The sequence below is a fragment of the Alphaproteobacteria bacterium genome (assembly GCA_017308135.1).
Taxonomy (GTDB): Bacteria; Pseudomonadota; Alphaproteobacteria; order CACIAM-22H2; family CACIAM-22H2; genus Tagaea.
The window spans coordinates 166,193-188,493 of sequence record JAFKFM010000011.1 but is presented as its reverse complement, the minus strand read 5'-3'; the positions used below and the strand labels follow the sequence as shown (position 1 = coordinate 188,493).

Below are 22,301 nucleotides of genomic sequence, written 5' to 3'. Positions count from 1 at the left end.
AACCGCCGCCCGACTTCACGTCTCGGGCCTGCCGCCGAGCTTCAACGGTGCGCCGGCCAAAGCCGAGCCCAGCACCTTGCGCAATTCGCCGGGGCCGACTTCCTCGATAGCCTTCACCGCAAGCTTGTCGAGTTCGAAGGCGCCGTAGCCGATGCGGATCAGGCGGTTGACCTGCAAACCCATCGCCTCGCAAACGCGACGAATTTCGCGGTTTTTACCTTCGGTCAGTTCGAAGATCATCCAGGCATTGCTGGTGTTGGGCTTGCCTTCGAGGCGCGCGTCGATCGAACCGTAATGCACGCCTTCGATCGTGATGCCGTTCTTCAAGCGCACGAGGCGCGCGGGATCGGGGCTGCCATAGACGCGCACGCGATATTTGCGTTTGATGCCGGTCGCGGGCAATTCCAGATGGCGCTTGATGCCGCCGTCGTTGGTCAGCAGCAACAGGCCTTCGGAATTGTAATCGAGGCGCCCGACCGGCATCAGGCGCGGCAATTCGGCCGGCATGCCGTCATAGATCGTCGGGCGGCCTTCGGGATCGCGCGTCGCGGTCAGCACGCCGCGCGGCTTGTGGAAGCGGAACAGCCGCGGCCGCTCGGGCTTCGCCAGCTTCTTGTTGTCGACGATGATCTCGTCGGTCGGCTGCACGTTATGCGCGGGGCTGGTCAGGCGCTTGCCGTTGATGAACACGCGCCCTTGCGCGATCAACGCTTCGGCTTCGCGCCGCGAACAAAGACCCGCGCGCGCCATCACCTTGGCGATGCGTTCGCCCTTGGGGGTTTCGTCGGTCATCGGCGGCACGCGGCGACGAAGGCGCGGAAGATCGCGCTATCGCCCGGATCGATCGAATATTCGGGATGCCATTCGACGCCCAGGCAGAAACGCTTGCCCGGCGCTTCGATGGCTTCGATCACGCCGTCGGGCGCCTTGGCGCTGACGATCGTGCCGGGACCGACCATTTTCACCGCTTGATGATGGGCGGAGTTGACATCCATGCGCGCGCGCTCCCCGTTCGACCGATGCAGCAGCGTGCCCGGGACCACATCGACGATGTGCCCCGGCTCGGTGCGCGGATTGGGCTGTTCATGCGGCAGGCATCCCGGCACTTCGTCCGGAATATGCTGGATCAGCGTGCCGCCCAACGCGACCGCGAGCAATTGCTCGCCGCCGCAAATCCCCAGGATCGGCATGTCGCGTTCGAGCGCCCCTTTGACGATCGCATATTCGAACGCGGTGCGCCGGTCCTTGGTTTTGACCGTGGCATGTTTGCTCGACGCCCCGAACATCGCGGGATCGACGTCGAAGGCGCCGCCGGTGATCAGCAGCCCGTCGATCCGGTCGAGATAATCGCCGGCCTTTTCGGGCTCGTGCGGCAAGGCCACGGGCAAGCCGCCGGAAGCCGCCACGGCGCCGCAGTAATTCTGGCGCAGCGCGTACCAGGGCATTTTCGACCAGCCGCCGGCCGGTTCGCTGTCCAGCGTGATGCCGATAAGGGGGAGCGTCATGATGGAAATCTCTTAGCACGCGGGCGATTCCCCGGTAAACGGAACCCATGTCCGGGTACATGGAATTGGCCCTCGAACAGGCCCGAATCGCCGCGCAAGCGGGCGAAGTGCCCGTCGGCGCGGTGCTGGTCGATGCGCAAGGCGCCGTCCTGGCCGCGACGCATAACCGCGTCGAGCGCGACAAGGACCCGACCGCGCACGCGGAAATGCTGGCGATCCGCGCAGGCGCGGCCCAACGCGGCGATTCGCGCCTGCCCGATTGCGATCTTTACGTGACGCTGGAGCCCTGCCCGATGTGCGCGACGGCGATTTCCTTCGCGCGGCTGCGCCGGGTCTATTGGGGGGCGTCGGACCCGAAGGGTGGTGGCGTCGAAAACGGCCCGCGCATTTTCGCGCAAGCCACCTGCCATCATCGGCCCGAATTGTTCGGCGGCATCGCCGAATCCGACGCCGCGGCTCTGCTGCGCGATTTCTTCAAAGCGCGGCGCTGAACCGCCACGTGCCGTCCGCATCGCGTGCGCGTTTGGCCTCGCCGCGCGATTCGAGCAGATGGAGATGCGCCAGCGCCTCGCCCACCGCGAGGCCGACGACGCGCGGCGTGATCTCGCGCTTGAACAACAGTTTGAAGCAATCGACCGCGCGCAACCCCGCCGGATGTTCGGCGAAAGCGGCGCGCAGCGCGGCCAAGCGTTCCTCGTGATGGGCGCGGATCGCCGCGATGCGCGCCCCCACGCCGCGATAAGGCTGGCCGTGCGCGGGCAGGATCAACGTCGATTCCGGCACGCCCGCGAACCCATCCAAGCTATCGAGATAATCGCGCAGCGGATCGGCGAAGGGATCGACCGGCCAAACGCCGATATTGGGCGTGATGCGCGGCAGCACGATATCGCCGACTATGGCGACATTCAGATCGCGCGCCCACAGGCACGCATGCTCCGGGCAATGGCCGCGCCCGATGATCGGAACCCAATCCTGTTTGCCCAAACGCAAGGACCGGCCGCCATGGATGCGGCGATAATGCGCGGGCAAATCCGGCACGCCGCGCCGATAGAGATTTTCCGGCGTGGCGAACTGCCCCACCGACTCGGGATCGATGCCGTTGGCGCGATAGAAGCCGATGCGGTTCTCGATATCGCCCGGTGTGGCGGGCGTGATCGCGTAGCGCGCGGTCATGTATTCGCCCAAAGTCGTCCAGAGTTCGATGTTCCAGCGCGAACTGATCCACGCCGCGAGGCCCATATGATCGGGATGGAAATGCGTGCAGATCAGGCGCCCGACCGGCTTGCCGTCGAGCTGCGTTTCGAACACGCGTTCCCATTCGGCCTTGGTTTCGTCGCGCCCGAGGCCGGTATCGACGATCGTCCAGGACTCGCCTTCGTCGACCAGCCAGACATTGATGTGATCGGGCGGAAAGGGCAGCGTCAGCCGCACCCATTTGACGCCGGGCGCCAACAGCTTGGCGCCGCCGCTTTCCGGCGGCTCGATATCTTCGTAGACGAAGCCAGTCACAGAACGCGCCAGCCGATATCGCGCCGGCAGAAGCCGCCCGGCCAGTCGATCGCGTCAACCGCCTTATAGGCTTTGGCTTGCGCGTCCTTGGCCGTTTTGCCGATCGCGCAAACGCCGAGCACGCGCCCGCCATCGGCGACGATCTTGTCCCCGGCGGCCTTCGTGCCCGCATGAAATACGGTCACGCCGTCGAGCTTGCCCGCCGCGTCGAGATTGCGGATTTCCGTGCCCTTTTTGGGCGTGTTCGGATATCCCTCGGCCGCCATCACGACGCAAATCGCCGTGTCGTCGCGCCAGCGCAGATCGAAGCGCTTCAATTCGCCCTGCTGGCTTGCGATCAACGCCGGCAGCAGATCGGATTTGAGGCGCAGCATCAGCGTCTGGCATTCCGGATCGCCGAAACGCACGTTGAATTCGATCAGCTTCGGCCCCGCTTTGCCGATCATCAGCCCGGCGAACAACACGCCTTTGAACGGCGCGCCTTCTTTCGCCATGAACTTGACCGTGGGCAGCACGATCTCGTCCATGATGCGCTTTTCCATCGCGGCATCGACGAGCTTCGTGGGCGAATAGGCGCCCATGCCGCCGGTATTCGGGCCGGTATCGCCGTCGCCCACGCGCTTGTGGTCTTGCGCCGCCCCGAACGACAACGCGTGTTCGCCGTCGCAGAGCGCGAAGAAACTCGCCTCCTCGCCGTCGAGGAATTCCTCGACCACGACTTCCGCGCCCGCCTTGCCGAAACGCCCCGCGACCATCGCATCGTCGATCGCGGCCAAGGCTTCGTCGAGCGTGGCCGCCACGACAACGCCTTTGCCCGCCGCGAGGCCATCGGCCTTGACGACGATCGGGGCGCCCTTCTCGCGGATATAGGCGCGTGCCAAATCGGCGTCGGTGAAGCGGCGATAGGCGGCGGTGGGAATGCCTGCGCGCGCGCAGAAATCCTTCATGAAGCCTTTGGAGCCTTCGAGCTGGGCGGCCACCTGCTTCGGCCCGAAAGCGGGAATGCCCGCCTCGGCCAAGCGATCCACGATTCCGGCGACCAGCGGCGCCTCGGGCCCGACGACGACGAAATCGATCTTCTGGGCCTTGGCCGCCGCGACGATCCCGGCGATATCCTCCGCCCCCACCGGCAAGCATTCGGCCAAGGCGGCGATGCCCGGATTGCCCGGCGCGCAGAACAGCTTGTCGCAAAGCGGCGAGGCGGAAATCGCCCAGCACAGGGAATGTTCGCGTCCGCCCGAACCGACGACCAAAATGCGCATGGCGATAATTCCGTCTCCCTCGAATCCGCGCCCGCTTGTATCATGCGGGGCATGGAATCCCCGCGCGGCAATTTGCCGGAATACACCGTTTCGGAGCTTTCGCAAGCGGTCAAACGCACGGTCGAGGATGCGTTCGAAATCGTGCGCGTGCGCGGCGAAATTTCGGGCTTCAAGCGCCATTCCTCCGGCCATCTTTATTTCGCGCTGAAGGACGCGGACGCGGCGATCGACGGCGTGTGCTGGCGCGGCTCGGCCGGAAAACTCGCGATCAAGCCCGAAGACGGGATGGAAGTGATCGCGATCGGGCGCCTCACCACCTATCCCGGCCGTTCGAAATACCAGATCGTGGTCGAGCGGATGGAGCTGGCGGGCCAAGGCGCGCTGCTGAAGCTGATCGAAGATCGCAAGAAGCGCCTCGCCGCCGAAGGCTTGTTCAACGCCGAGCGCAAAAGACCTTTGCCGTATTTGCCGGCGGTCATCGGCGTCATCACCTCGCCGACCGGGGCGGTCATCCGCGACATTCTGCATCGCCTGTCCGACCGCTTCCCGCGCCATGTGCTGGTCTGGCCCGTGGCCGTGCAAGGCGAAGGAGCCGCCGAACAGGTCGCGACGGCGATCCGCGGATTCAACGCGCTGGAACCGGGCGGCAAAATCCCGCGCCCCGATGTGCTGATCGTCGCGCGCGGCGGCGGCTCGATCGAAGATCTGATGGCGTTCAACGAGGAAATCGTCGTGCGCGCGGCCGCCGAGAGCGAAATCCCGCTCGTCTCCGCCGTCGGGCACGAGACGGATACGACGCTGATCGATTTCGCCTCCGACCGCCGCGCCCCCACGCCGACCGCCGCCGCCGAAATGGTGGTACCCGTGCGCCAGGAATTGATCGCGCGGCTCGCGCGCAACGCCGCGTCGCTGGAAGCGGGGCTGGAACGTATGTTCGACGATCGCCGCCAGCGTTTGTCGGCGGCGTCGCTGGGCGACCCGATGCGCCTGGTCGAGGATCGCGCCCAGCGCTTGGACGAACGCGCCGAACGTTTGAAACTCGCGGGCACGGCGCTGATCGACAAGCGTAAGCGGACCGTGATCGAACTGGGCGCGCGCCTGCCCGATCCCAAAACGCAGCTCGAACGCGCCAAGGGCGCTTTGGCGCGCGCGGGTGCCGCCCTCTCCGCCAACACCGCCGCAACCAAAGCCAATCTCGCGCGCGAGACCAAGCACGTCGCCGATCTTCTGACGCGCGCCAAGGGGGCGGCGTTGCGCGGAATCGACACGCGCATCGCGTCGCTGGGCCGCGCGGGCGATCTGCTCGAAAGCTATTCCTATCGCAAGACGCTGGCGCGCGGCTTCGCACTGGTGACCGACGCGCAAGGCCAGTTGGTCACGCAAGCCGCCGACGCGCGCAAAGCGGGCGACGTTACGCTGCGCTTCGCCGACGGCGATGTTGGCGCGCATGTGGAAGGGGCGGCGTCACGCAAAACGGCCGCGCCCAAGCCCGCGCCGCCGGGCAAGCAAGGCTCGCTGCTGTGAAGCGTCTCGCCTTTGCTTTGGCGTTGCTCGTCGCGGCGCCGGTCGCGGCCGACGATATCGAGATCAAAGGCGAGATCGCGCAAGGCGGATTCGCCGTGGTGCGCGCCGAGCCCGGCACGCGCGCGATTTTCGAAGGCCGCGAGATGCGCGTTTCGGCCGATGGGCGTTTCCCCATCGCCTTCGGCCGCGATGCCGGCCGCAACGCGACGCTGGAATTGATCTTCCCCGACGGGCGGCGCGTGCGCCGCGCGCTGGACGTGAAGCCCCGCACATTCGACATCCAGCGCATCGACGGCCTGCCCGAGGCGATGGTCACGCCAGATCCCGCCTTGCTCGAACGCATCCGCGCGGAGAATGCGCGCATCGCCGAGGCGAGGCGGATCGACGGCACGGAGGCCTTCTACCTGTCGGGTTTCGTCTGGCCCGTCGTCGGGCGGATTTCGGGCGTCTATGGCAGCCAGCGCATTTTGAACGGCCAATCGCGCCAGCCGCACTTCGGCATCGATATCGCCGTGCCCACGGGCACGCCGGTCGTCGCGGCGGCCGACGCGGTCGTAACCTTCGCCGATCCGGATATCTATTTCACCGGCGGCACGCTGATTTTGGATCACGGGTCGGGCGTCAGCTCGACCTACTCCCACCTGTCGCGCATCGACGTTGCCGTCGGCCAGCGCGTGCGCCAGGGCGAAACGGTGGGTGCCGCCGGCGCGACGGGCCGCGCCACCGGCCCGCATCTCGATTGGCGGGTCAATCTGTTCGATATCCGCGTCGACCCGATGCTGGTCCTGCCGCCGATGCCCCAGCCGTAAAACCCGCCACCCCGGCCGAGCGAAGCGAGAGCCGGGGTCTCGTGCAAGATCCCGGATCGCGCCGATGCAAAACCGCATCGGCTTGTCCGGGATGACGAGGGGGTTCAGCCGCCCGATTCCTTCTTTTCTTCCGCCGGCGGGGTCTTGGGCTCGGTCAGGTCGGCAACACGCTTGGTCATCTGCTCGACCTTGTAGTCGGGGAAGCGATAGGCCCAGCCCTTGGTCTTCGCGGCGATCTCGGCGGCCTGCTTGGCCGTATCCTCGGCCGAATGGAGCCGCGCATTGGGTGCCGCCGCCGGATCGACCGGGGCCGCCGGCGCTTCGAACGACGCCGCGATCCGCGCCCAGCGCGTGTCGCGATCCTGCACCAAGGCGATTTCGATCTTCAGCCCGTCGAAGGTCGTGTAAACGGCGCGCTCGCGGGCGGCGTCGAAATCGAGGCCATCGGCCTTGCGCACGTCTTCGAGGTCGAGACCTTCGAAGGCGCTGGACAGCAGATTCACGTCGAAGGCCGATTTGACCTTCTTGTCGTCGGGCACGCCGGCGAGTTCGATATCGTTATCGGCGGGCGACTTTTTGCCGGCCGACAGGCGTTCGCCGTCGATCGCGGTCAGATCGATCGACGCGATGCGCTCGCGCTCCACGTTCATCACGCGGCGGTCGAGCCATTTCGCGGCGTCGCGCTCGGGCGCCAGACGGCCGCGCGCGAGATAGACCTGGTTCTCGCCCTGGCGGCGAATGAACGTGCCGTCGCCCGCCGTGCCCTGGCGGCCGAAGCGCGAACGCCCAATGAGTAGATCGGCGAGCGCGGCATTGTTCGCGTCGGCGAGCGTCAGGCGAACCGCCTTCTGGTCCTTACCCGCGCCGTCGAGATCGAGTTCGGCATGCAGCGCCGGATTGGCGGTGCGCGATTCCGACACGCGCAGGGCGACGAGTTCGAGCAACAAGCGGCGCGTCTGATCGAATTCGACCGCGTAGCCGTCGCGTTCGGGCAGAACCCAGGCTTCGCCGTCGCGTTTCAGCGTGAATTCGGCGCCATTGGTTTCGATCCGTACGGAGGCGATCGCGTTCGCCTTGGAAGCGAGATCGGGGAATACGAGCGTGCCCGCCGCCTGATCGACGGGCGCGACATTGCGGGTCGCGTTGACGTAATAGGCGCCGCCGCCCGCCAGCAATGCGGCGACGGCCAAGATACCGAGGGTTTTCGCGCGCATCGGACTCTCCGATCAGTTCGCGGCCGGGCGGCGGCGGCGAATGCGCAGCCAACCCAGCACCAGCGCCAGAATTGCGATCGCGACGGGCACGGCGGCGATATTGACCGCCTTGGTCGCGATTTCGACGCGTTCGATATCGCCGCGCAATTGCGCCTGCACGTCGCGCAGCTCGCGGCGGAAGCCGACCAGCTCGGCGCGGAATTTCTCGATCTCCGCCTGCTGCTCCGGCCCCGCGATGGCGCGATTGGCTTGCTCGCCCGCGGCCCCGCGCCCCTGCAACTGGGCAAGGCGCTGCTCGGTTTCCTTGAGCTTTTCCTGCAGTGCGCGTTCCTTGGCGCGGAAGCGCGCTTCGGCGTCGCGCTGGATCGATTGCAGCGCCGTGAACGGGCGCTGCGAGAGGCCGCGTCCGCGCAGACCGATCAGCTCCGACGAGCCCAGCAGATTGTCGACCGCGTTGACGACGAAATCGCCGTTATAGGCGGCGGGCACGGCCACGCGCTGGCCGAAGAAATCCTGCGTCGTCACCCAGAAGCGATCGTCCAGCAGATCGGTATCGGCCACGACGATGGCGTTCAGATCGCTCTGGCTTTTAGCGAGATGCGCCGGCGCGTTTTCCGGCGCCTTCTCGCCTTCCGCCGGGGCGGGCCGTGCATCGAAGGCCGAGTTCACGGCGCCATGCAGGCGGGCGGCCAGCACGAAGCTTTCGCCCGACGGCTTGAAGTCCTGATAGAGCTGCACGGGATCGGGCTGCGTGCGCACCTTGTCCGCCTCGATCGCCTCGGAATCGGTCGAGCTGCGGATCAAGGGCTGGAAGCCGATCGCAGCACCTTCTTTCTTGGAAAGAATGCCGACCGACGCCGCCTGGATGATCGAGGCTTCGCTGAGCAGAATATCCGACTTGTCGAAATTCGTGTCGCGCAGCGTGAGCCACAGCACGTAATCGACCGCGCGCATGCGCCCTTCGGTGCCGGCGTTCACGCGCCGCGCCACCTGGCGGTCGCCGGCGAGCTTGCCCGGCGCCATTTCGATGCCCCACGCGTCGAAGATCTTCTTGAGGTCGGACCCGGTATTGCCGCCCATCGCCGCCGGACCGCCGCGCGCCGCGTCCGATTCCGCATGCGGATCGACGAACACGAGCAGGCGCCCGCCGCGCATCGCGAATTGGTCGATCGCGTAAAGCGTCGATTCCGGCAATTCCTTGGGGTGTACGAGCATCAGCACGCCGATATCGGCCGGGATCTCGGTCGCGTTGGGTTCGATCCCGCGCACTTCGAAGAATTGCGTCAGCTGCGAATAGACGGCCGAGGGCGGTGTCGGCCGCATCGAGCGGAATTCGCCCGCCATCGGGATCATCGTCATCAAACCGACGACCGGCTTCTTGGGCGTGGCGAGATTGTAGACGAGCTTGGTGAGGTCGTATTCGAGGAAACGCTCGCGATCGGGCTGGAAGAAGGCGATCGATTCTTCCTTGTCGGCGGTGTTCGATCCCGCGAGGCCGAAATAGACCGTCTCGCCCTGCTGGTTGAGCGGTACGGCCTGCAGGCCGAAGGCGACGGCGCGGTCTTCTTCGTCCGAGAAGGGCGGCGGGTCGATGATCTGGAGGCGCAATTTGCCGCGCGCGGCGTCGCGATATTCCTCGAGCATTTCGCGCACGCGCACCGCGTACACGCCGTAGGACGGAATCTCGCGGCCCAGACGCTCGGAATAATAGAAGCGCAGCGTCACGGGCTCGTCGATGCGGCCCAGGATCGCGCGCGTGCCCTGGCTCAGCGTGAACAGCTTGTCGGACGTCAGGTCCAGACGCAGGCCCTGAAGCAGCGGACCCGCGAGCGCGTTGATCGCGACGAACAGGATCGCGGCCAGCGCGATCCCCATGCCACCGAGTGCGGAACGGCCCATCTTCATTGCTCAGCCCGCCTTCTTGAGTTCGACCAGTGCCGCGTTCGCGAACAGGAACGCGGCGATCAGCGAGACGAAATAGACGAGATCGCGCAGATCGATGACGCCGCGCGAGATCGCCGAGAAATGCGCCATGAACGAGAAGCTGGCGATCGCGTCGACCACGGCTTGCGGCGCCCAGCCCGCGAAGAAAGCCAGCACCATCGTCGTGCCCGAAACGGTGAACACGAAGCACACGGCGGCGGCCACGACGAAGGCGATGACCTGGCTTTTGGTGATCGCGGAAACGCAAGCGCCGATGGCCAAATACCCGCCCGCCATCAACAGCGAACCGATATAGGACGCCGCGATGATGCCGTTATCGGGATTGCCCAGGATGTTGACCGTGATCCACATCGGGAAGGTCAGCACCAGCGCGATGGCGATGAACGCCCAGGCGGCGAGGAACTTGCCGACCACCGCTTCGCCGATCGAGATCGGCAGCGTCAGGAACAATTCGATCGTGCCGGAGCGGCGTTCCTCCGACCACAGGCGCATCGAAATCGCCGGGATCAGGAACAGATAGAGCCACGGGTGGAACGAGAAGAAGGCCTGAAGATCGGCCTGGCCGCGCTCGAAGAAATTGCCGAGATAGAAGGTGAAGACGCCGGCGAGGACCAGGAAGATCACCAGGAACACATAGGCGACCGGGGTGGCGAAATAGCCGCCGAGCTCGCGCTTCAGGATGAAAGCGATGTTGCGCATCGTCAGGCCGCCTTGTTGGTGATGTCGCGGAAGACTTCGTCGAGCCGGCCGCGTTCTTCGCGGATTTCGTCGATGCGAATGCCCGCTTCGCGCGCCATGCGGCCCAATTCGGCCAGCATCGGCACGCCGCCGCGCGGGAAGGCGGTCAGCATGACCAAGCCGCCCTCGCCCTCCACCGCTTCGAACGCGGCCACGGCGGGATGGTCGTTCCACAGCGCTTTGAGGCGCGGCACTTCCGCCGACGCGGTGACGACCGATACCGCGTAATGCCAGCGCGAACGTTTCTCCAGCGCTTCGGGCGTGCCGTCGGCCAGCACGCGGCCCTTGGCGATGACGATGGCGCGCGCGCAGATCGCGTCCACTTCCTCCAGGATATGCGTCGAAATGACGATCGCCTTCTCGGGCGCGATCTGGCGGATCAGTTCGCGCACCTCGTGTTTCTGGTTGGGGTCGAGACCGTCGGTCGGCTCGTCCAGGATCAGCACTTCCGGATCGTGCAGCAGCGTCTGGGCGAGACCCACGCGGCGCTTGAACCCTTTCGACAGCGTGTCGATCGGCTGATGCAGCACGCCCTTCAACTGGGCGCGCGCGACGGCGAGGTCGACGCGCTTGGCGCGCTCGGCCCCGTCGAAGCCGCGGATGGCGCCGACAAAGTCCAGAAACGCGGCGGGCGTCATGTCGGGATAGGCCGGCGCGCCCTCGGGCAAATAACCGATGCGCTTCTTGGCTTCGATCGGCTGGGCCTCGACATCGAACCCGCAAACCCGGGCGGTGCCCGCGGTGGGGGCGAGGAAGCCCGTGATCATCTTCATCGTCGTGGACTTGCCGGCCCCGTTGGGACCCAGGAAGCCCAAGACTTCGCCCTTGCGGACGGTGAAGGACACGTCCTCCACCGCGCGGATGGGTCCGAAATGCTTCTGGAGATTTTTGATTTCCAGCATCGTGCCGGCGGATGTGATCGAGGCGGACATGGTCGAGTTTATCCCGTTCCGAATTGTCCAATACGGCCGCAAACAATCGCGCGCGGCCGGCGAAGCGCTCCTCATTTAGGGGATTTGGCGGCGATTGCAAGCGCTTGGTGGTTTCCGCCCGTCCGGGTCGAAACAATTCGAGGCTTGGGCCGCGCACGACCTCCCCCGGCACGCGGTCCGACATGTTAGCCGGTGATTAAGGGGTTGTTAGGGCCGAGGACGCGTAGATGCACGATTACGCGCGGCAACGATCGCCAAGAGGCACGGAGTGCGAAAGAGACTCGCCATCAAGAACTTGCGTCGGCTACCGGCGGCGCTGATCGGCGTGCTGTTCGCGCTCGTTTTGGCGATGATTTGGGGATCGATCGCGGCGACGTTGATCGCGGATCGCGATCGTACCCTCGCCGACGCCCGCCAGGACCTGCGCAACAATCATCTGATGTTCAGCACGAAGGTGCTTGGCGAGTTCAGCGCGGCACTCAGCCGCGCGGCGGGGGTGGAGGCATGGCTCGCCCTCGCCTCGCGCTCGCCCCTTCCGCCGCAGCTCGACGAAATCCTCGACGTCCTGAAAATGATGGAGACGGCGTCGTTTCAACCGGCGGATATCCGGCTTATCGGCGCGGGCGGCGAAGGCGTTTCGCTGACCGGGGTACTGAACCCGTATGCCGACGTCAGCGACCGGGAATGGTTCCGGGGCGCCGTGGCGCTGGCGCCGGGGCAATTCTATGTCGGCGAAGCGATCCATACGCGCGACACCGGCCGCGAGGTCATCCCCATCGCGATCCGCGCGCACGAAAACGCTTACGGTGTCGCGCTGGTGGTCTCCGGCCTCGACCTCGAGAAACTGCGCGATACCGTCATCGGCGTGCTCGAGGCGGGCCAAAGCGATGCCGGCATCGTCCGCATCGACGGCACGGTTCTTTTCGACTCGCGCAGAATTCCGGGATACGCCGGCTCCCGCATCGCCGATTTCATTTTCAAGGACACGCCGAAAAGCGATCGATCGATCGCCGTCCTTGAGCATGCGAGCCTGGCCGAAAAGCTCCCGCGCCTAAGTGCCGCGACCGCGTTCGAACGCGTGCCCCTCGTCGTCTACACATCGCTGCTGATCGACGAGGTCCACCGGCGATGGTGGGCGCAGAGCCTGAGCACGCTCGCACTGGGCGGCGTGGCGACGCTGATCGTGCTGGCGCTGTCGATCTGGATTTTCGTGCTGCTGCGCCGGAACGAGCAGGACGCGGCGCGTATTTCCGAGGCCCTCGCCCAGACCGCGGCGCTAAGCCGCGCCAAATCCGATTTCATGGGCCGGATGAGCCACGAATTGCGCACGCCGCTCAACGCCATTCTCGGCTTCTCCGAGATGATGATCGATCCGCGTTTCGCCGCGATCGCCACGCGGCGCGGCGACTACGCGCGCGACATCCATCACAGCGGCAAGCATCTATTGGCGATGATCGACCAGATCTTGGAGGTTTCGAAGATCGGTTCGACCGGCGCGCCGCTGACGACGCGCCGCGTCGCCTTGCCCGATACGCTGCGCGACTGCGCCAAAGGCGTCGAATGCGCCGCCAAGGAAGCGCGCGTTCAAATCGACGTGGCGGTCGCGCAGGGTGCCGAATATCTCGACGCGGACCCCGCCCTGCTGCGTCAGATGATGCTCGGGCTGTTGTCCAACGCCGTCAAATTCAACCGGCCGGGCGGGCGCGTCGCGATCCATGCCGAGCGGACGCGGTCGGGACTCGACATTTCGGTCGCCGATACCGGCAAGGGCATTCCCGAAGCGATCCGCCCGCATCTGTTCGAGCCGTTCGGCTTCGGCGATTCGAACGTCGCCAACGACGATGCGCGCGGGCTTTGCTTGGGGCTCGCGATCGTCAAAATGCTGGTCGAGCGTCACGGCGGCACGATCGCCGTCGCCAGCGGCGATACCGGCACGGTCGCGACGCTATCCTTCCCCGCAGAACGCGTGCCGGCGCCGATCGAAAACGCCGCCTGAGCTTATTGCGACGCCGGGGCGGCCGGCGAACCCAGATCGGATTTCGGCTTGGCGCGGCGCGGCGATTTCTCCGGCGCCAGACGCGAATCGCGCAACGCCCCGGTCGCTTCCAGGATCGGGTAAGCGACCGACACCAGATGCGAATGGATGCGCTTAAGGTCGCGCAGCACGTCCAAGTGCAGCGAGCTCGTCTCGATCGTGTCGGGCACGCGGCTGCGCAGACGTTCGAGATGGGTTTGCGCCGCCGCGCGCTCGCGCTCGCGGAACTCGACCTTTTCGGCCAGCAGCTTGCGCGCCATCGCGACGTCGCCGTTCAAGAACACGGCCAGCGACAGGCGCAGCGTTTCGAGCAGATCGGCGTGAAGGGCCGCGATATCGGCGAAGCCTTTCTCGGAGAAATTCACGCGGTTCTTGATCTTCTTGACCGCGAGTTCGATCAGGTTCTTCTCGATGATGTCGCCCGCATGCTCCAGATTCGTCGCGTATTGCAGGATTTCCATCGAGCGGCGCGCATCGGCGTCGGACATCGCTTCGGGCTGGATGCGCAGAAGATAGGTCTTCACTTCCTCGCAGAGCCGGTCGATCGCGTCGTCGCGCGTCGCCACCGCTTCGGCGAGCTTGCGATCGTCGGTGCGGAAAGCGGTCAGCGTGTCGTGCAGCATCGCCTGAAGCTCGTCGCCCATGCGCAGCGTTTCGCGCGCGGCGGCCGATACGGCGAGTGCCGGCGACTCAAGAGCGGACTCGTCCAGATATTTGGGCTGGCCCGGCACTTCCGGCCCTTCGCGCTCCGCGATCAGCTTGTTGAGCAGGCCCGCGACGATGTTCACGAAAGGCAAGAACAACAGCGCCAACGCCAAATTGAACCCGGCGTGGAAATTGGCGATCTGGCGGCCGACATCGGTATCGATCGCGGCGAGCAGCGGCCCGATCTGCGCCAGGAACGGCAAGGCGAGCAGCACGCCGGTCGCCCGGAAGATCAGGTTCCCGATCGTCACGCGCCTTGCGCCCGCTTCGCCATTCCACGTGGCGATCAAAGCCGGCAACGCGCCGCCGAGATTGGCGCCGAGCACGCAAGCCAAGGCGAGTTGCGGCGGCAACAAGCCGACATCAGCGAGCGAAATCGCGAGCAGCACCATGGCGAGGCTGGAATGCACGAGCCAGGTGAGCAGCGCCATCAGCACGACCGCGAGGAAGCGTTCGCCCGCCAGCGCCGCGAGAACTTCATGGATGACTTGGGAGTCGCGCAGCGGATGCGTCGCCTCGACGATCAAGCGCAACGCCAACAGCATCAACGCGAGGCCGACGGTCGCACGGCCGAGATCGCGCCATTTGGTCGGCAGCGTGCTCATGAACACGAACACGCCGACGATCAGCAATACGGGCGACAACCAGCGCAGATCGAAGGACAGAAGCTGGGCGATCAGCGACGTGCCGACATCGGCCCCCAGCACGACGGCGAGCGCCACGCCGGTCGTCACGAGACCGCGGCTGGCGAAGGACGCCGTCATCAACGACGTCGCGGTCGAGCTTTGCAAAACGGCGGTGACACCCAGGCCGCAAGCGAAGGCGGACATCCGGTTCGACAACGCGTTCGACAGCCATTTGCGTAAGTCGCCGCCGAAAGCGCGCATCGCGCCCGTGCGGACCATGCGCAAGCCCCACAGGAGCAGCGCCACACCACCAGCCAAATGGATCAGAACGAGGGATGCGCCGATTTCAACTTCTCCTATTTCAGTAAAGAACGCTGGCCTGGCTTGCGTCGATCGAAAGCCCGACCGACGCGCCGACTTCGTAGACCCGGGAATCGCGGCGGTGAACCGTATCGACGGTGACGCGATGCGGCCCGACCCTTACGACATAACGGATATTGCCGCCCAGAAATTCGCGATGCTGGATCGTACCGGCGAGATTGCGCCCTTCGGCCGACAAAGTCACGTCATGCGGCCGGAAGGAAACGCAAGCTTTGCCGGGTTTGGGCACGGTTAGTCCGGCCAACGCGAAACCGTCGGCGCGGAAATTCCCGTCGGCGGAAAGATCGCCTTCGATCAGATTGGCCGTGCCGAGGAACGCGGCGACGAAGCGATTGGCGGGCCGGTCGTACAGCGCCATCGGCACGCCGAGCTGCTGGATGCGCCCGCCATCGAGCACCGCGATCCGGTCGGCGATGGCGTTCGCCTCCTCCTGATCGTGGGTCACGTAAATCGTGGTGAGGCCGAGCTTGCGCTGCAGCTCGCGGATTTCCTGGCGCATCTCGACGCGCAGCTTGGCGTCGAGATTCGACAAGGGCTCGTCGAGCAACAGCACGTCGGGCTCGATCACCAGCGTGCGCGCCACCGCCACGCGCTGCTGCTGGCCGCCGGAAAGCTGGGCGGGGCGACGTTCGCCGTAAGCCCCAAGGCCCACGAGATCGAGGGCGGCGGCCACGCGCTTGCCGATTTCGGCCTTGGGCACGTCGCGCCGCTCCAGCCCGAACGCCACGTTCTTGGCGACGGTCATATGCGGCCACAGCGCGTAGCTTTGGAATACCATGCCCACATTGCGCTTCCACGGCGGCACGTCGGTCACGTCGCGCCCATTGACGCGCACGGCCCCCGCATTGGGCACGCCGAACCCGGCGACGAGGCGCAACAGCGTCGTCTTGCCCGAACCCGACGGCCCCAGAAACGCGAAGAACTCGCCCTTCTCCACCCGCAAGGAAACGTCGTCGAGGATCTTGGTCGATCCGTAGCCGAACGAGACCCGATCGATTTCCACACCCGGCGCGCTCATGCCGCGACTCCTTCGCGGGCACGCCGCGCCCGATCGTTTTCCGCCACGCGATAGGCGGCCCATGTCGCGATCGCGACGACGACCACGGCGATCACGCCCAAAGCCGCCCCCGGCCCGCGACCGGCGGCGGATTGCATATAGACATAGATGCCGTAGGACAAAGGTGCCGACGCGTCGCGCGTCACCAGCAACAGCGTCGAGGCAAGCTCGACGGCCGCGGTCGCGAAGCTGGTCACGAAGCCCGCCAGAATGCCGCCCGCCATCAAGGGCACGACGATCTTGCGCATCACGACGGATTTGTCGCCGCCCAGGCATTCGGCGGCTTCTTCCAGGCTGCGATGAAGCTGCTGCAGCGCGGCGGTACAAGAGCGCAACGCGTAAGGCAAGCGGCGTACGGCATAGGCAATAGCGAGCATTACCCAGAACGTCGCCAGGCTTTCGCCCGAGAAGGGCAGCTTCACGTCGAAATAGACGCGCAAGATGCCGATCCCGAGCACGAGGCCGGGTACCGCCACCGCCGCCATCGCGATCTGATCGATCAATTGGCGGAACGGCAATTTCGTGCGCAGCACCAGATAGGCGATCATCGTGCCGAGCACCACGTCGATCAACGCCGCCACGCCGCAATAAAGCACCGTGTTCGCCATCATGCCGCCGGCGTCGCGGAACACGGTGATGTAATGCGCGAAGGTGAACGCGTCCGGGATCACCGAGAACGACCAGACGGTCGCGAGCGAGAGCATCAAAATGCCGAAATGCGGCGACAGCGCCAGGATCAACGCCACGGCGATGAAGGCATAGGCGCCGATCTTCTCCCACAAGCGCAACTCGCGCTTGGACAGGCCGCCGCCGCCGCGCTGCGTGGTCGCGAAATCGCGGTTCTTCAGGCTCAACAACGACAGCCACACCGCGACAACCGACAGAACGACCAGAATGGTCGAGATCACATAGCCCATCGGATCGGCGAGGCCGACCGAGGTGATGCGCAAGTATGCTTGCGGGGCCAGCATGTTGTTGACGTTGAGCAGCAAGGGTGTCGCCAGATCGTCGAACACCTTGGCGAAGACCAACGCGGCCCCGGCGATATAGCCCGGCATCGCCAGCGGAAAGACGATCCGCGAGAACAGCGTCCAGCCCGACGCGCCCAAATTCTGCGCCGATTCCTCCATCGCCGAATCGATATTGGCGAGCGAGGCGGAGAGGTTCAGCAGAATGAACGGGAAGTAATGCAGGCCTTGGACGAAGATCACGCCGTTGAGCCCTTCCATGAAGGGCAGGCGGAAGCCGAACCAATCCATCAGCAATAGATTGACCGATCCGTTGCGCCCGTAGACGAGCTGCATCGCCACGGCGCCGACGAAGGGCGGCATCACCAGCGGGATCACGCCCAGCGTTTGGATCAGGGCCGCCCCCTTGAAGCGGAAGCGCACGGTGAAATAGGCGAGCGGCACGGCGATGAGCGTCGCCACGACGACGGCCATCAGCGCCACGTAGACCGAGTTCCACGTCGCCTCGATCATCAGCGACGTGCGGAAGAAATCGGCGAAGTGGACGAGCGTCAGGCTTTGCCCATCCCAGAAGGCGACGAACACCACCGTCGCCACGGGCACGATCAGGAACGCGACCAGAAAGGCCGCGACCGTGCCCGCACAGATCAGGTGGAACGGCGTGGTTTCCCAACGCGCCAGCAACCCCACACGTCGAGGTGCTGGTAAAGTGATGCTCGCGTCGGCCACGCCGTTCCCCTTCATCCGTCCTTAGCGTGCGCGCGCCGCGTTGTCGGCGAGCGTTTTGGCTTGGGCGTAGTTCTGGCGCGCGAAGGCGTCCCAGCGTTCCTCGAACTCCGCCTGACGCGTCGCGACCGGGCGATCCGGACGCTTTTCCTGGAACGCGCCGGCGATCGCGGGATCGCTCGCCTCTTTCTCCGTGATCGGCACGGATGTGGCGAGCTTGCGCGCTTCGGCGAGCAAGCGCTTGCCTTCGGCGCTGTTGGACCGCGCCACCGCCGCTTCGGCCGCATGGATCGCCTTCCACGCCTCGGTCAGCTCCTTCAAACGGAAAGTGACGATGCGGTCATAGAGTGAGTTCACCAGCTCGTAGCGCCCTTCCGACAAATCGCCGTCGAACACGACGCGGCGGCCGAGATTGGGATCGGTGAACGGGTTGGGATAGCCGGCGGGCGCCTTGGCATAGCTCGCCGGGCGCACGGGCAGACGCTGGATCTTCGGATCGAGCAGCACGGCCTGCCCGTCTTCCGACAGCAGGAAGTCGACGAAGGCTTGCGCCGCGCGAAGGTTCTTGGCGCCCGCGACGATGCCGATATTGGCGGGCACGATCGTCGTTACGGTCGGGTAGACGAATTCGACCGGGAAGCCCGACGCCTTGGCCGACAGGCCGAAGAAGTCGATGACGATGCCGATGCCGTATTGGCCGGAGTTCACCGCATCGGGCACGCCGAAGCTGCGGTCGGAGACGGAGGCGAAATTGCCGCCGATCTCCAGCATCGAGGCCCAGCCTTTATCCCAGCCTTCGCCTTGCAGGATGGTTTCGACGGTGAGATGCGTGGTGCCCGAGCGCGAGGGCGCTGAAATGCCGACATGGCCGAAATAGATCGGCTTTTTCAGATCGTCCCATTCCTTGGGGGCCGGCAGGTTGTTCGCACGCAGATAACGCGTGTTGTACATGATGCCGTAGCCCGACGCGGCGAAGCCGAAATAGAAGCCTTGCGGGTCGTGCGTGGGCGAGGAACCGACCTTCGGCGCGACGCCTTCGGATTTCGGTTCGTATTTCTGCAGCAGATTGCCCTTCTTCAGCACTTCGAACGCGTCGGGGGCGGAAGCCCACATCATGTCGGGCGGGTTGGACCGCGTTTCGCGGATGAACGCCACACCGGCGGTCGTGGAGCGGTTCTGAATCTCCACTTTCGTGCCGGGATATTTCTTCTGAAACGCGTCGACGAAGGGCGTGGTCACGTCGCGCGAGAACGACGTGACGATCGTCACGCGATCTTCCAGGGCTTGCGCCGCCGCGACGCCGCTCACCGCGATCAACGCGGCCAATGAAATCGAAGCCAATTTCAACATTATGGGTTCCTCCGGGGGTCGGGGATGCGTGGGATCGACAATCGCATCCCGCGATCGTTTCGATTCGGCCCGCGGGTCTTCCCGCTTTGAAACGAATCTGTCATTAAACTGTCACCAGATGCGGTGCGTTTCAACCGAAACCGGCGCCGCCAAAAGGGGGAAACGCATGAAACGCTTCGCAAGTTTGGCGGGCGCATTCGCGCTCGTAACGCTGGCCGCAACGCCGGCCCCGGTCCAAGCGCAGGGCCAGATCGTCGTCTACTGCTCCGTGCTCCAGGATTGGTGCACGCTGATGTCCCAGGAATTCGAGCGGCGCACCGGCATTCGCGTGTCAATGACGCAGAAGGGCTCGGGCGAAACGCTCGCCCAATTGCGCGCCGAAGCGCAGAACCCGCGCGCCGATATGTGGTGGGGCGGGACGGGCGATCCGCATTTGCAAGCGGCCGAAGCCAATCTGACGGCCGAATATCGCTCGCCCAAGCTCGGCGAGTTGCAGCCTTGGGCGCGCCGCCAGGCCGAGCAATCGAATTATCGCACCGTCGGCATCTATGCGGGCGTGCTCGGCTTCGCGTGGAACACGCAGGAATTGGCGCGCAAGGGCATTCAGCCGCCGCGCTGCTGGCGCGATGCCGCCGATGCGCGCTTCAAGAACGAAGTGCAGATTTCGAACCCCACCTCGTCGGGCACGGCCTATACGGCACTCGCCACACTCGTGCAGGTGATGGGCGAGGACCCGGCTTTCGCGTTTCTGCGCGCCCTCCATACCAACGTGAACCAATACACGCGTTCGGGCCCCGCCCCGGCGCGTAACGTCGCGCGCGGCGAAACCTTGGTCGGCATCATGTTCCTGCACGATGCGGTGGCCGAAGCGGTGGAAGGCGCCCCCGTCGCGGTCGCCGCCCCGTGCGAGGGCACGGGCTACGAAATCGGCTCGATGTCGATCGTGCGCGGGGCGCGCAACATGGCGCAGGCGCGCGCTTGGTACGAATTCGCCCTCGACCCGGAAATCCAGATGCTGGGCGCCAAGGCGAAAAGCTATCAGACGCCCTCGCACAGCAAGGCGAGCCCGCCGCCCCAGGCCCCGCGCCTGGAGGATACGAAGCTGATCGACTACGACTTCGCCAAATACGGGGCGACGGCCGAGCGCACGCGTTTGATCCAGCGCTGGGAAAGCCAAGTCGGCAATCAGCCGCGCTGAACGTGCGATAACGGACGAGGACCACCCCACACTTGGGGTGGTCCTTCGCAACTTGCCGATTTTGCGATAGAATCGGCATTGTCCATGTCCCAGAAAGTCATCGACGATTACCGCACGCTGACCGGCCACGAGAAGGCCGCGATCCTGCTGCTCGCCGTGGGCGAGGAGACGGCGTCGAAGATGTTCGCCGTGATGGACGACGAGGAGATCAAGGATCTCTCCGTCGTCATGGCGAATCTCGGCTCGGTCCATGCCTCGGTGATCGAGCGTTTGATCGTCGATTTCGCCGACCAGATGGGCCAAGGCGGCGCGCTCGCCGGCACGATGGAGGGCACGGAGCGGTTCCTCGGCAAGGTGCTGGGCAAACGCGCCGACGGCATTCTCGACGATATTCGCGGGCCCGCGGGCCGCACGGTTTGGGACAAGCTCGGCTACGTTCCCGAAACGACGCTCGCCAATTACCTCAAGAACGAATATCCGCAAACGGCGGCGGTCGTGCTGTCGCGCGTGCGCCCCGACCACGCCGCCAAGGTGATCTCGGCCTTGCCCGACGGTTTCGCGATGGAAGTCGTGATGCGCATGCTGCGGCTCGACACCGTGCCGCGCGAAGTGCTCGACGATGTCGAGCGCATCCTGCGCAACGAGTTCATGGCCAATCTCGGCAAGAACACAACCAAAAACCGGCACGAGGAAATCGCCGAGATCTTCAACGCGCTCGACGCGACGACGGAGAAACGCTTCCTGCAATCGCTGGAGGAGCGCAACCCCGAAGCCGCGATCAAAGTGCGCGAGAGCATGTTCAAGTTCGAGGATTTGCTGCGCCTCGATCCCGCCGGCATCCAGACGCTGCTGCGCTCCGTCGACAAAAGCAAACTGGGCTTGGCGCTGAAGGGCGCTTCGGAAGCCCTGCGCGATCTGTTCCTGTCCAACATGTCGGAGCGTGCCGGCAAAATGCTGCGCGACGACATGGAACAGATGGGCCCGGTGCGCGTGAAGGACGTGTCCGAAGCGCAGTCCTCGGTCGTCGAAACCGCCAAGGACCTCGCCGCGCGCGAGGAAATCAACCTGTCGCGCAAAGGCGGCAGCGACGACGAATTGATTTACTGAAATTCAAACCCGTCGCCCCGGACAAGCCGGCGCGTCGGCGACGGCGCGATCCGGGGTCTTGGCCAGGATGACGATCAGCTTGTCTTCGGACCCGCGATGGCGCGCAGCAATTTCTTCGCGTCGTCGGAATCCCAATGCGCCATGCCTTCCAGGCGGCCGGCGTCGCGGCCCTGGCGATCGATGATGATCGTCGTCGGCAAGCCGCGCAGACCGAAAGCGCGCATCGAAGTGCCCGGCGGATCGAGATAGACGGGCAGATTCTTGAGCGCGTTCACCTCGAAAAACGGCGCGACCTGACGCATCCCGCCGCGATCGACGGAGATGGCGACGACCTCGATCCCCTCGCCCGCCATACTCGCGTGCAGCTTGTCGAGGGCGGGCATTTCCTCGACGCAGGGCGCGCACCAAGTCGCCCAGTAATTCAAGACCAGCGCCCGGCCTTTGAAATCGGCCAGCGTCAATTCCTTGCCGTCGGCTGATTTGAAACTGATCGCGGGGGGCGCTTCGGGCGGCGTGCGCGGCACGAAGGCGCCCAGGCTGCCCTTGAACGGGGGAATTTGGGCGAAAACGCTTGAACCCGAGGCCGAAAGCGCTAGGGTCGCGCCCGCCCCGGCCGCCCGTAAAACATGTCGCCGGGAGAACCGCATAATCCGAATATAGGCCGCCATGTCCGACACTTCCAGACGCGCCAAGAAGCCCGAAGCCAACCCG

The 22,301-nt window shown here is 65.3% G+C and carries 19 protein-coding genes; 6 read left to right on the top strand and 13 right to left on the bottom strand.

Going from position 1 to position 22,301, the window contains the following annotated elements:
• Positions 1–15: 15 nt before the first annotated feature.
• Positions 16–792 (bottom strand): rRNA pseudouridine synthase, encoded by a 777-nt coding sequence (locus tag J0H39_20200; GenBank protein MBN9499081.1) that lies wholly within the window; start codon positions 790–792, stop codon positions 16–18.
• Positions 789–1,505, bottom strand: coding sequence for a gamma-glutamyl-gamma-aminobutyrate hydrolase family protein (locus J0H39_20195; protein MBN9499080.1), 717 nt, complete (start codon positions 1,503–1,505; stop codon positions 789–791). The genes J0H39_20200 and J0H39_20195 overlap by 4 nt, the downstream gene beginning before the upstream one ends.
• A gap of 47 nt (positions 1,506–1,552) precedes the next feature.
• On the opposite strand from J0H39_20195, the gene J0H39_20190 reads away from it, so the two are divergent.
• Entirely contained in the window at positions 1,553–1,996 is a 444-nt protein-coding gene (locus J0H39_20190; protein MBN9499079.1) for a nucleoside deaminase, read from the top strand.
• Here the strand turns inward: J0H39_20190 and J0H39_20185 are convergent.
• Both J0H39_20185 and purD read right to left on the bottom strand, forming a co-directional pair.
• Positions 1,980–3,014: an MBL fold metallo-hydrolase gene (locus tag J0H39_20185; protein ID MBN9499078.1), complete on the bottom strand. Its 1,035-nt coding sequence runs from the start codon at positions 3,012–3,014 to the stop codon at positions 1,980–1,982. The two genes, J0H39_20190 and J0H39_20185, sit on opposite strands and share 17 nt — an antisense overlap.
• Positions 3,011–4,276, bottom strand: a complete 1,266-nt coding sequence (purD, locus tag J0H39_20180) for a phosphoribosylamine--glycine ligase (GenBank protein ID MBN9499077.1) — start codon at positions 4,274–4,276, stop codon at positions 3,011–3,013. Before purD ends, J0H39_20185 begins: the two co-directional genes overlap by 4 nt.
• Before the next feature lie 42 nt (positions 4,277–4,318).
• On the opposite strand from purD, the gene J0H39_20175 reads away from it, so the two are divergent.
• Positions 4,319–5,800, top strand: a complete 1,482-nt coding sequence (locus J0H39_20175) for an exodeoxyribonuclease VII large subunit (GenBank protein MBN9499076.1) — start codon at positions 4,319–4,321, stop codon at positions 5,798–5,800.
• Between the two features lie 143 nt (positions 5,801–5,943).
• Positions 5,944–6,609, top strand: a complete 666-nt coding sequence (locus J0H39_20170; protein ID MBN9499075.1) for a M23 family metallopeptidase — start codon at positions 5,944–5,946, stop codon at positions 6,607–6,609.
• 104 nt (positions 6,610–6,713) lie between these two features.
• Here J0H39_20170 and J0H39_20165 read toward each other — a convergent pair whose 3' ends face one another.
• From J0H39_20165 to J0H39_20150, 4 genes are read right to left on the bottom strand one after another with little or no spacing between them, the layout of a single operon-like run.
• Complete coding sequence (locus J0H39_20165; GenBank protein MBN9499074.1) at positions 6,714–7,823, bottom strand: DUF4340 domain-containing protein; 1,110 nt, start codon at positions 7,821–7,823, stop codon at positions 6,714–6,716.
• Positions 7,824–7,835: 12 nt separating this feature from the next.
• Positions 7,836–9,728: a Gldg family protein gene (locus J0H39_20160; protein MBN9499073.1), complete on the bottom strand. Its 1,893-nt coding sequence runs from the start codon at positions 9,726–9,728 to the stop codon at positions 7,836–7,838.
• Positions 9,729–9,731: 3 nt separating this feature from the next.
• Complete coding sequence (locus J0H39_20155) at positions 9,732–10,466, bottom strand: ABC transporter permease subunit (GenBank protein MBN9499072.1); 735 nt, start codon at positions 10,464–10,466, stop codon at positions 9,732–9,734.
• Positions 10,467–10,468: 2 nt separating this feature from the next.
• Complete coding sequence (locus tag J0H39_20150; protein MBN9499071.1) at positions 10,469–11,407, bottom strand: ABC transporter ATP-binding protein; 939 nt, start codon at positions 11,405–11,407, stop codon at positions 10,469–10,471.
• Between the two features lie 298 nt (positions 11,408–11,705).
• Here J0H39_20150 and J0H39_20145 point away from each other — a divergent pair, with 298 nt between their 5' ends.
• A complete protein-coding gene (locus tag J0H39_20145) occupies positions 11,706–13,433 on the top strand; it encodes a hypothetical protein (GenBank protein MBN9499070.1) in 1,728 nt (575 codons plus the stop codon).
• Between the two features lie 2 nt (positions 13,434–13,435).
• On the opposite strand, the gene J0H39_20140 is transcribed toward J0H39_20145, so the two are convergent.
• The 4 genes from J0H39_20140 to J0H39_20125 are packed head-to-tail and all read right to left on the bottom strand — an operon-like array spanning position 13,436 to position 19,285.
• Positions 13,436–15,109 (bottom strand): Na/Pi cotransporter family protein, encoded by a 1,674-nt coding sequence (locus tag J0H39_20140; GenBank protein ID MBN9499069.1) that lies wholly within the window; start codon positions 15,107–15,109, stop codon positions 13,436–13,438.
• A 55-nt stretch (positions 15,110–15,164) separates the two neighbouring features.
• Positions 15,165–16,202: an ABC transporter ATP-binding protein gene (locus tag J0H39_20135; GenBank protein MBN9499068.1), complete on the bottom strand. Its 1,038-nt coding sequence runs from the start codon at positions 16,200–16,202 to the stop codon at positions 15,165–15,167.
• Positions 16,199–17,953 carry an iron ABC transporter permease gene (locus tag J0H39_20130; GenBank protein MBN9499067.1) on the bottom strand — a complete coding sequence of 585 codons (1,755 nt, stop codon included), beginning with the start codon at positions 17,951–17,953 and terminating at the stop codon, positions 16,199–16,201. Before J0H39_20130 ends, J0H39_20135 begins: the two co-directional genes overlap by 4 nt.
• Positions 17,954–17,959: 6 nt before the next feature.
• A complete protein-coding gene (locus tag J0H39_20125; GenBank protein ID MBN9499066.1) occupies positions 17,960–19,285 on the bottom strand; it encodes an extracellular solute-binding protein in 1,326 nt (441 codons plus the stop codon).
• A 166-nt stretch (positions 19,286–19,451) separates the two neighbouring features.
• Between J0H39_20125 and J0H39_20120 the strand changes: the two genes are divergently transcribed.
• Positions 19,452–20,483 carry an ABC transporter substrate-binding protein gene (locus J0H39_20120; GenBank protein MBN9499065.1) on the top strand — a complete coding sequence of 344 codons (1,032 nt, stop codon included), beginning with the start codon at positions 19,452–19,454 and terminating at the stop codon, positions 20,481–20,483.
• 84 nt (positions 20,484–20,567) lie between these two features.
• Positions 20,568–21,590 (top strand): flagellar motor switch protein FliG, encoded by a 1,023-nt coding sequence (gene fliG, locus J0H39_20115; GenBank protein ID MBN9499064.1) that lies wholly within the window; start codon positions 20,568–20,570, stop codon positions 21,588–21,590.
• Positions 21,591–21,664: 74 nt separating this feature from the next.
• Here fliG and J0H39_20110 read toward each other — a convergent pair whose 3' ends face one another.
• Entirely contained in the window at positions 21,665–22,237 is a 573-nt protein-coding gene (locus tag J0H39_20110) for a TlpA family protein disulfide reductase (GenBank protein MBN9499063.1), read from the bottom strand.
• Between the last annotated feature and the right edge of the window lie 64 nt (positions 22,238–22,301).